This window comes from Streptomyces sp. NPDC102451 (assembly GCF_044765485.1).
GTDB lineage: Bacteria > Actinomycetota > Actinomycetes > Streptomycetales > Streptomycetaceae > Streptomyces.
The window spans coordinates 131,270-141,123 of sequence record NZ_JBIWKD010000019.1 but is presented as its reverse complement, the minus strand read 5'-3'; the positions used below and the strand labels follow the sequence as shown (position 1 = coordinate 141,123).

Here is a 9,854-nt window from a genome sequence, read left to right as displayed (position 1 = left end):
CCCGAGCCCCACGGACCCGACCCCCCGCCCCCATCCCACCGACAGCGGCTCGCCCCACCCCACCACCCCCCCCCCCCCCCCCCCCCCACCCCCCCCCCCCCCCCCCCCCCCCCCCCCCCGCCCGGCCCCCCCCCCCCCGGGGGCCCCCCCCCCCCCCCCCCCCCCCCACGCCCCCTGTTCGGACCGCTCCAGGAAGCCGGAAGTGAAACCCCTCACCCTCATCAGGTCCAGCAGCGCGCTGCGGGCCGCGCCTGTCGCCCTGCTTCTCGTGTTCGCCTACTACGCCACCGACCTCGGTGACGACCTCCGCCTCGATCCACTGGGCTACTCCGCCACTGTGGTCGATTCGGTACTGCGCAATCTGATGCCCGTGGCCTTCGCGGTTGCCTCGGGCCTCGCCGCCTGGGAGGCGCGGAAGCTGGGAGCCTCCGGAGTCTGGCGGCTGGGGGCGCTGAGATCCCGCTACACCGTCGCCGCACTGCACTTGTGCCCCGTTGTCGCGCTGGCGTGGCTGCTCCTCATTCTGCCCACGCTGTGTGCCCTGGCCCAGAAGCAGGTGGTGCCCGACCCGCCCGGCCTCACGCTGCTGGCCTTCGCCCTCGTACTTTGCGTCGCCCACGGCATCGTCGGATTCGCCCTCGGAGCCGCCATCGGGCACATCGCTGTGGTACCCATCATTGCGGTGACCGACTTCCTGGCCATCGGCTGGTCCACCGGACTGTCGATACCGTGGCCCCGGCACCTCACCGGCCTCTTCGCCGGAAAGATGATGTTCGGCGAACTGCCCACCCCCGCCGCCATCGCGGCGCCCCTCCTGCTCGCCGTCGGCTCCGCCTGCGCAGCGGCTCTGCTCTGGGCTCCCGTCAATCGCTGGCTACGAGGAGCCGTCGCGGCGGCACTCGTCTTCGCCTGCGCGTTCGGATCGTTCTCCCTGGTCAGCAACTGGAGTTACATAGGTCCGCGGAGCACCGGTCACGGCACACTCACCTGTGCCGGGCAGTCCCCGCGCATCTGCCTGCCTGAGGCGCGCGCCGAGCACATCTCCGCTCTCACCGAGGAAGCGGAGGCAACGCTGGAGACCCTGCGTCGGGCCGGTCTGCCTGCCGCTCCGGCCTCCCTCACGGACACGTCACTCAACGTCCGGTACCCCGAACCGTCCACGAAGGATCGCTGGAACGTCCCGCTCGGTGCCGGCGAGGCGACCGGCACCGTGCCCTACCAGATCGCCCGCGAAGCGGTGCGTTTCGAATGCGCCCCTCCCGCCACCAGTCCCGCCCGCCTCGTGTACTACTGGGTGTCCTCAAAGATCGGACAGCCGGACACCTATCTGAAGCGGCTGAGCTCCGAACCCGATTTCACGGCACAGGAACGCAGCCGCCTCCAGGAGCGCGTGGCAGAGGTTCTGCAGTTGAGCAAGGCGCAACAACTGGGCTGGTACGAGAAGACCGTCGCCGAGGCCTGCGAGGAAGGCGGGAAGACGACGTGATGTGGTGGTTGCGCGCCCGTCGCGCCCACACTCGCCTGCCCCTGGGCTTCCTGATCTTCACGCTCATGGCGGCGATCGTTCAGGACACCCCCCTCTTCCTGCCGTCCATCTGGTCCGGCGGCTCCGAGATCGTGCAGGCTGTCACACTCGTCCCGCTCGTGCTGACCTCAGTCCTCTTCGACTGCCTGTACACCCGGCTGGACGCCGCCGAGACCACCGGAATCCGACCTGTCAGGTTCTTCGACGTCCTGCTCACACTTGGCGTGGTGGCGCTCGCGCTTGCCTTGGGCGAGGCGATCTCCATGATCACTGGAGCCGCATCGGCCGAGACGCTGGGCCGCAACACAGCCTTCCTCGCCGGACTCACCCTGTTGTGTGGGGCTCTCTTCGGGAGATCCGCAGTCCTCGTCCCCGCGCTGTGGCCGCTGATCGGCGTACTTTTCGGCATGAGCGGGCCCGGCAATGCCTATCCGTGGACGGTCCTCCTCGAACCGCCAGACACCTGGTATGCCTCCACGGGAGCCCTCTTGATGCTCATCCTTGGCATCGGAGCCCATCTCCTTCCCCTGAACCGCCTCGCACGGAGTGCCGCATGACGCTTGTTCTTGATTCCTGCACCTTCGCCTACGGCCGACGGCGGGCTGCGGTGCTGAAGGACTTCGACTACCGCCTCCCGGACGGACTGACCATCCTTCTCGGACCGAACGGGGCCGGAAAGTCCACGATGCTGCAGTTGGCTGCCGCCGTCACCACACCTCAGCGGGGAACCGTGACGTGGGACGGACGGGAAGCGAAGAGCAAGGACTACCGGCGGGCGGTGGCGTGGATGCCGCAGAACATCACCCCCCTGCCCGCACTCACAGCTCGGGAGTACGTCGCCTACGTGGGCTGGCTCAAGGGGATGAGCAGGAACGACGCCTGGGACAGCGCTCCCCGAGTGCTGTCCCGCGTCGAGATGTCGAAGCACGCCGACACCCGCACCGGCCGGCTCTCGGGCGGCCAGCTGCGGCGTGTGGGTGTGGCCTGTGCCTTGGTCCACGAGGCACGGGTGCTCCTCCTGGACGAACCCACGGCCGGCATGGACCCACGTCAGCGACGGGTCTTCCGCGACCTCCTTGCCGCGGTCAAGGGCGAGGTCAGCATCCTGCTGTCCACGCATGACGTGACCGACCTCGCCGAAGAGGCCGACCACGTGTCCGTACTGGTTGGCGGACGTCTCGTGCAGAACGGGTCGACCAGCGAGTTCCTTGCCCACACTCCGCCCGGTACGGCGCAGGGCCGGGCTGCCGAAGGGGCTTACACGACCCTGCTCGGGGCGGCCTGACCCGCAAGGCGTGGGCCTCGGGTTCTGGAGCCGGCTCGGTGAAGGCCCCAGGGCAGACATCGTCTGAACTGGGCCTTTGTGCAGTTCCCCCTCGGCTGCCTCGCGGCGTACCAGCACGCGCTGTCGCTGCGGTGCGACGCCACCGAGGGCGTCCCGCCGACCGTGCCCGTCTCCACCTGGAACCTCGCCGGACACCGGGTCGGGCACGCGCCGTCGGGAAGCGATAACCGCCACACCTTCGGGGGTCTTTCCGATGCCGCGTTCCGCGTGGTGCCCTTGCTGGAGGCGGGCAGGAGCGCGGGCCGGCCCCGGAACCGCTGATTACGAATCCGGCACTACTGCCCGCTCCGGAGCGGTCGGGCATGGCGTCGGGCGCTTACAGGGCGCATACTCGACCGTAATGAAACAGTCAGCCGGTTCCCGGCGTCACCTGCCTTCCAGTCCCTTCAACCGCCCGGCCCAGGCGGCCCCACCGGTCGAATGCTTCGATGTGGGCGACAGGGTGTCGCATGACCAGTTCGGACTCGGCCGAGTCCTCGCTGTCGAGGGCGACAACGACGCAGTGCTCATCGACTTCTCGGGGCGACAGGGGAGGATCCTGAGCCCGTACTCCAAGCTGACCAAGCTCTGAGAGAGCGAACGAGCACGCACCGCGTCCCACCGGAGACTCTCCGGATCCGGGGCACCTGAGGGGAGAACCCGCGGGTGCCCCGGAAGCCGTTCCCGGGGCCCTCGGTGCTGCGGGGCCGGTGGCGCTACAGGGCCTTCGCGGCGGGCTTGACCATGCCGCGGACGGTCCGCGACTTCACGAACTCGCCCATTCCGGTCATCTCCCACTCGCCCGAGAACTGCTTGATCAGCTTGGCCATCATCACGCCGGTCTGCGGCTCCGCGCCCGTCAGGTCGAAGCGGACCAGCTCCTCGCCGGTGGCCGCGTCGATCAGCCGGCAGTAGGCCTTGGCGACCTCGGTGAACTTCTGCCCGGTGAACGAGTTGACCGTGAAGACCAGACCGGTCGCGTCGGTGGGGATCCGGCCGAGATCCACGACGATCACCTCGTCGTCGCCGGCGCCCTCACCCGTGAGGTTGTCGCCGGAGTGCTTGATCGCGCCGTTCAGGATGGAGAGCTTGCCGAAGTAGCAGCTGTCCAGGTGATTGCGGTTGGGGCCGAAGGCGATCACCGAGGCGTCGAGGTCGATGTCCTTGCCGCGGAACGCGGGCTCCCAGCCGAGGCCCATCTTGACCTGCGAGAGCAGCGGCCTGCCGCCCTTGACCAGGGACACGGTCTGGTTCTTCTGGAGGCTGATCCGGCCCTTGTCGAGGTTGATCTTGCCGGAGCCGGCGGGCGGAGCCGGGGGCGCGGGCGGTGCCGCGGGGGCCGGGGGCGCGATCCGGGGGTCGACGGGTGCGGCCGCCGGGGGAGCGACGGGCGGTGCGACCGGAGCGGCGGCCGGTGCGGGCGCCGCCGCCGCCGCGGGCTCCTCCACCGAGACGCCGAAGTCCGTGGCGATGCCCGCCAGGCCGTTCGCATAGCCCTGGCCGACCGCGCGGGCCTTCCAGGCGCCGTTGCGCAGGTAGATCTCGATGACCACCAGCGCCGTCTCGCCGCCCAGCTGCGGCGGGGTGAAGGTGGCGAGCGCGCTGCCGTCGTCCGCGTTGCGCACGGTGGCGGTGGGCTCGACGCCCTGGAAGGTCTGGCCCGCGGCGTCGGGGCTGGCCGTGACCACGATCTTCTCGATGCCCGGGGGGACCGCCGTGGTGTCCACCACGATGGCGTCGGGCGCCGACCCGCCGCCCGAGCGGTAGATCACGCCGGGGCCCGAGGGCTGGTTGTAGAAGATGAAGTCGTCGTCGGAGCGCACCTTGCCGTCGGCGGTGAGCAGCAGGCCCGAGACGTCGAGCCGCACCGGGGCGGCGACGTCCACCGCCACGCGGGCGGCGGAGAGAGGGATGTTCGAGCCGGGGGTCATTGCGGTCATGCACGGGGTAACGAACGACCCGGCTTTGCCGTTCCCTTACCTTTGCGGGCTTGCTCCGTACGGCTCAGCGACCGCCGCGGGCCCGGTTGCGGGGGTGTTCGCGGGCGGTGCGCTCGTTGCCGTGCCGGTACGCGCCCGTCCAGCGCGCCATGACCAGCTGGGCGTCGCCGGACTCCACCTCCGCGAGGAACTTCTCCGCCCGGCCGCCGCGCAGGGTGCCCGCGGGGCGGCCGTGGTGGGTGATGGTGACGCTCGCGTCGCCCTGTCGCTCGTACGTGAATCCGGAAGGTTTCGGCATGGCCGTATGGTGCCCGCCCGCGAGACCCCGCGTCGCCCGGATTTCTGGCCGGTCCCTGCCGGGCTCAGTCCCCGGCGGGCGGCGGCCGGTCCGCCACCCATTCCAGCGGGTGGCGTCGGGCGGCGGCCTGCTCCAGCCGTGCCTGACGGGTCCGCAGCGGCCCCTGCCGTTCCGGGGGCGCCGCGGCGAGCAGCGTACGCAGCAGCGTGCCCATGCGCAGCAGCACCATGGGGGAGCCCTCGGCGGCGACGAGGGGCTCGTCCAGGGCGGTGGTGAGGAACTCCTCCCAGGTGGGCATCGGCACGACGACCCGGACCACGCCCGCCCCGTCCGTGATCCGGCCGACGTCCAGCTGTCGGCCGGCCAGGCGCACCAGGAGTGCCTCCAGCTGGTCGAGCGCCTGCACCGCGGTGGCCGGGTCGTTGATCGCCTTGGAGAGCGCCCGCAGTGTGATGTCGGCCAGCAGCCGCACCGGAAGCAGCGGGTCCTGGTCGAAGGTCCGCTCCATGCCGAACACCAGGGAGCGGCGCAGCTCCTCGTCCGGTACGTCCCCGCCGTGGAGGACGGCCAGCTCGGTGCCCTGGTGCACACCCGTGCCGATCGGCACCTGGAACTCGATGCGGCAGTCGGCGCGTTCCACGGCGGCGAGCAGCATCGGTACGTCGATCTGCTGCAGTACCGCGGTCCGGACCGGGCAGCGCACCACCCGCTGCGGCTGCCGGTGGGAGGGTGGTGCGGCCCGCGGCTGCGGTGCGGGTGGATGGCCGTACCAGTCGTCGACGAGCTGGTGTCCCCGGGCGCTGATCGCGTTCAGGGCCGGCGCCAGCTGGATGGAGTGGAACGCCCGGGTCTGAAGGGTGCGCATGAAGCCCAGCGCGACCAGGACCAGCACCGCGGTCAGGGCGGGAACCAGCAGGGAGACCCGGTCGCGTGGACCGATGGCGATGCCCGCGGTGATGGAGAAGACGAACACACCGATAGCGAAGGCGAAGCTCCGCCACACGATGGGGTCGTCGCGGAAGATTCCCAGCCGGGGGCTGAAGCTGCTGGCCGAGAACTGCACGACCAGGAACAGCAACGAGTAGATGATGCTGACCAGGCTGATCACCCCGAAGCCGACGGTGAAGAGCAGGTTCACCACCCGGCCGGCCTCGATCCGGGGCCCGGCGTCCACCAGCGGCACCAGCAGCCCCAGCACCAGGCCCAGGACGGCGCACACCAGCTGCGACAGCTCGGCGCGCCGGTCCCGGCGGCGGTGGAAGCGTACCGGTGTCCGTTCGTGGGCAGTGCCGGATGTCATTCGCGGGCCATCATGGCTTCGGCTTCGCGTTCCAGGTCGACGTAGGGATCGCCGCTGACGTCCACGGCGACGCGGTGCAGCGTGCCGCCGGTGAAGGCGTAGGGGGCGGTGCCGGGGTAGTCGCCGGTGACGGCGTCGCCGCCGTCCCGGCCGACGTTGAGGCCCTCGCCGGCGAGGGTGAACTTGCCCGGCTGGGTCCTGATGCGCCCCTCGCCGACCTTCGTGTCGCCGTGGTAAAGGCTGAGGATGCCGGTGGCGACGCCGGGGGAGTCCTCGCCGTCCTTCTCGAAGGAGGCGGCAAGGATGAGCTTCTCGCCGGTGGGAAGGTCCTCGCCGGCGCTGATCCGCTGCTCCCGGCTGCCGAGGAAGTTGTACACGTAGTGAAGGCGGCCGTCCTTGACGTACAGGGTGTGGCCGCCGAACCGTCCGCCGTGGGCGAAGAGCACCCCCGACGCACCCGGGGCGGGCAGGTCCACGAGCGCGCCGATCGCATACGAACGGTTGCGGATGTTGACCGCCACCGACTCCGGCACCTCCGATCCGCCGGGCCGGTAGACATAGCGGTCGCGGGGCGGGGTGAGCTGAGGGCGCGGGGTGGTGAGGATCTCCATCGCGGAGCGGTCGTCCAGCGGGAACGCCTGGTTGACGCCCGCCTCGAAGAACCACAGGCTGATCAGCTCGGCGAGCCTCTCGGGCTCGGCCTCGGAGAGGTCGTTCAGCTCTGCCCGGTCCACCTCGGTGTGGTACAGCTCCCAGGTGTCCTGGTGGAACCTGCTCCAGCCGCTGATCGCCGGGTGGGTGGTGACCGCCTTCCAGCCGTCGTGCCAGATACCTCGGGTGCCGAGCATGGAGAAGAACTGCGTGCTCTTGGCGGACGGGATGGTGGCCGCGTCGAAGCTGTAGCGCATGCTCACCCCCTGCAGCGGGATCTGGGTGTGGCCTTTGACCGTCCCGGGCAGCTCGACCCCGAGGCAGTCGAGCATGGTGGGGACGATGTCGACCGCGTGGTGGTACTGATCGCGGACCTCGCCGCGTGCCTTGATCCCGGCCGGCCAGGAGATGATGCACGGGTCGCAGGTGCCGCCGTTGAAGGAGTAGCGCTTCCACATCTTGAACGGGGTGTTGAAGGCCATCGCCCAGCCGTTCGGATAGTGGCCGTAGGTCTCGACCCCGCCGAGCTTGTCGAGCATGCCGAGGTTCTCCGCCAGGTCGTCGGCGACGTTGTTGAAGAACTTGTTCTCGTTCACCGAGCCGTTCGGCCCGCCCTCGCCGCTGGCCCCGTTGTCCGACACCACCACGAAGATCGTGTTGTCCAGCTGCTCGATGTCCTCCAGGTAGTCCAGCAGCCGGCCGATCTGGTCGTCGCAGTGCGACAGGAAGCCCGCGTAGACCTCCGCCATCCGTGCGAACAGCCGCCGCTCCTCCTCGCCCAGCTCACTCCACGGGAGGGTGAAGTCCAGCGGCGGGAACGGCTCGCCGTCCGGGCCGCTGCGGGTCTCCGGCGTGCCGATCGGGTTCAGCGGAGGGAGCTCGGTGTCGGCCGGGACCAGGCCCAGCTCCTTCTGCCGGGCCAGGATCTCCTCGCGCATCGCCTCGTAGCCCTCGTCGAACCTGCCCCGGTAGCGGTCGATCCACTCCGGCGGGGCCTGGTGCGGGGCGTGCGCGCAACCGGGTGCGTAGTACAGGAAGACGGGCCGCTCGGGGGCGATGGTCTTGACGTCGTCGATGTACTGGATGGCCCTGTCGGTGATGTCGACGCCGAAGTGGTATCCCTCCTCCGGGGCGGCGGGCTGCTCCACCGGGTGCTGGTCGTGCACCAGGTCCGGATACCACTGGCTGGTCTCCGCGCCGAGGAAGCCGTAGAAGCGCTCGAACCCGCGCCCGGTGGGCCAGTTGCGCTTCGTGGAGGCGAGGTTCATCTCGTCCTCGGGACACAGGTGCCACTTGCCGACCAGGGACGTGCTGTAGCCGCGGTCGACCAGGATCTCCGCGAGGGTGGCGCACTCCGGCGGGATGTGTCCGTTGGCGTTGGGGAAGCCGACGGCCGCCTCGCTGATGCAGGCCATGCCGTTGGTGGTGTGGTTGCGGCCGGTGAGGAGCGCGGAGCGGGTCGGCGAGCACAGCGCCGTGGTGTGCCACTGGGAGTAGCGCACCCCGGCGGCGGCGATCCGGTCGATGTTCGGGGTCTCGATCGGACCCCCGTAGCAGCCCATCGCCCCGAAGCCGACGTCGTCCAGGACGACGTACACGACGTTGGGTGCGCCCTCCGGGGCCTTCGGCTGGGCGTACGGGGCCCAGTCCGGCACCGAGTCACGGATGTCGAGGTTGATCACCCCGCGGAAATTGTCGGCCATGCCCGTCCCTCCTCGTGCAGCACTCACGCCCGTGCTCCGGGGCGGCGCACGGGCGACTGCCTGCAGTCTGTGCCAGGTGGCGCGGTGGCGCCTGTGCAGGCGCGCGCCCGGGGTAACGGGGCCGGCCCCGGGGCGCCGGCCGCCCGGTCGTCAGGAGGCGTCGGGGCGCAGACAGGCCCAGTCGTCCTTGACGCTGACGGTCAGCCACGACTGCCGGGCGGCTTCGGCGAGCGCGCGCCGCGCCCCCGTGTCGTACGCGGGAGCGTCCCGGGTGCCGTCGTCGTGGTGGACGAGGACGGCCAGTCCGCGCGGGGCGGCAGCGGCGTAGGAGAGCATCTCGATGTCCCCGTCGGAGTTGCCGCAGGCCAGCACCGGGCGGCGGCCCAGACGGCTCCAGATGCGCACCGGTTTCTCGGGGCCGTCGTCCAGGACGCGGATGCCGTCCCCGTAGACGACGGCTTGCCGGGAGGCGGACCAGCGGGCGTCGGGGGTGGAGCCGATGACCAGTTCGGGGGGTACGCCGTACACCTCGCTGGAGATCACCCGCATGAAGTCCCGTCCGCCGCCGGAGACGATCACCGTGGTGAATCCGCGTTCCCGCAGGAAAGCCAGAAGCTCCACCATGGGCCGGTAGGCGCAGGCCGGATACGGGCGTCTCAGCACGGGGTGACGCGCGGTACGGAAGAACTCCCGCACCGCCGCGGCCACCGTGTCCGTGTCCATGCCCCGTTGCGTGGCGATCACCGCCTCGGCCAGGGCGGGAAGCCGGGTGTCGTCCCCCGCGTAGTGGTCCTCCAGCACCGAGGCGATCCACGACGGATCACCGGAGAGGGCGGATGCGTACGGTTCGCGGTCCGCCAGGGCCGGATCGTCCCCGGCCATCTGCCGCCACCGCTCGGCGAGGTAGTGCAGCTGCACGGGTACAGGCCGCTCCGGCCACAGGGTGCCGTCGTTGTCGAAGACGGCGACCCGGTCGGAAGGCTCCAGGAAGTGCTCGCCCGGGGTGGTCACCTCCTCGACGAAGCGCAGCAGGGCCGCACGCGACCCTGTGTCGCGCCAGGAAGGAAGCACCGGACGGTTCATCGGCAGATCCTCGGAAGGTCGGTACGGGAC

General features: G+C 70.5%; 9 protein-coding genes and 1 pseudogene. 5 read left to right on the top strand and 5 right to left on the bottom strand.

The features are described from left to right. Nucleotides 1–202 precede the first annotated feature (202 nt). From ACIRD8_RS31600 to ACIRD8_RS31580, 5 genes and pseudogenes are all read left to right on the top strand, one after another. Nucleotides 203–1,486 carry a hypothetical protein gene (locus ACIRD8_RS31600; RefSeq protein ID WP_403999135.1) on the top strand — a complete coding sequence of 428 codons (1,284 nt, stop codon included), beginning with the start codon at nucleotides 203–205 and terminating at the stop codon, nucleotides 1,484–1,486. After that, nucleotides 1,486–2,082: a hypothetical protein gene (locus tag ACIRD8_RS31595; RefSeq protein WP_403999153.1), complete on the top strand. Its 597-nt coding sequence runs from the start codon at nucleotides 1,486–1,488 to the stop codon at nucleotides 2,080–2,082. The genes ACIRD8_RS31600 and ACIRD8_RS31595 overlap by 1 nt, the downstream gene beginning before the upstream one ends. Further along, nucleotides 2,079–2,810, top strand: coding sequence for an ATP-binding cassette domain-containing protein (locus tag ACIRD8_RS31590; protein ID WP_403999132.1), 732 nt, complete (start codon nucleotides 2,079–2,081; stop codon nucleotides 2,808–2,810). Before ACIRD8_RS31595 ends, ACIRD8_RS31590 begins: the two co-directional genes overlap by 4 nt. Nucleotides 2,811–2,939: 129 nt before the next feature. Then, nucleotides 2,940–3,131, top strand: a pseudogene (locus tag ACIRD8_RS31585) (TROVE domain-containing protein); the annotation flags it as partial. 79 nt (nucleotides 3,132–3,210) lie between these two features. Beyond that, nucleotides 3,211–3,441, top strand: coding sequence for a hypothetical protein (locus ACIRD8_RS31580; RefSeq protein ID WP_014156926.1), 231 nt, complete (start codon nucleotides 3,211–3,213; stop codon nucleotides 3,439–3,441). Between the two features lie 124 nt (nucleotides 3,442–3,565). On the opposite strand, the gene ACIRD8_RS31575 is transcribed toward ACIRD8_RS31580, so the two are convergent. From ACIRD8_RS31575 to ACIRD8_RS31555, 5 genes are all read right to left on the bottom strand, one after another. After that, nucleotides 3,566–4,789 carry a TerD family protein gene (locus ACIRD8_RS31575; protein ID WP_403999129.1) on the bottom strand — a complete coding sequence of 408 codons (1,224 nt, stop codon included), beginning with the start codon at nucleotides 4,787–4,789 and terminating at the stop codon, nucleotides 3,566–3,568. A 64-nt stretch (nucleotides 4,790–4,853) separates the two neighbouring features. After that, nucleotides 4,854–5,087: a hypothetical protein gene (locus ACIRD8_RS31570; RefSeq protein ID WP_403999126.1), complete on the bottom strand. Its 234-nt coding sequence runs from the start codon at nucleotides 5,085–5,087 to the stop codon at nucleotides 4,854–4,856. Between the two features lie 64 nt (nucleotides 5,088–5,151). Then, nucleotides 5,152–6,387, bottom strand: a complete 1,236-nt coding sequence (locus tag ACIRD8_RS31565) for a DUF2254 family protein (protein ID WP_403999123.1) — start codon at nucleotides 6,385–6,387, stop codon at nucleotides 5,152–5,154. Further along, nucleotides 6,384–8,741: an arylsulfatase gene (locus ACIRD8_RS31560; protein ID WP_403999120.1), complete on the bottom strand. Its 2,358-nt coding sequence runs from the start codon at nucleotides 8,739–8,741 to the stop codon at nucleotides 6,384–6,386. Before ACIRD8_RS31560 ends, ACIRD8_RS31565 begins: the two co-directional genes overlap by 4 nt. A gap of 150 nt (nucleotides 8,742–8,891) precedes the next feature. Next, entirely contained in the window at nucleotides 8,892–9,824 is a 933-nt protein-coding gene (locus ACIRD8_RS31555; protein ID WP_403999117.1) for an HAD family hydrolase, read from the bottom strand. Nucleotides 9,825–9,854 lie beyond the last annotated feature (30 nt).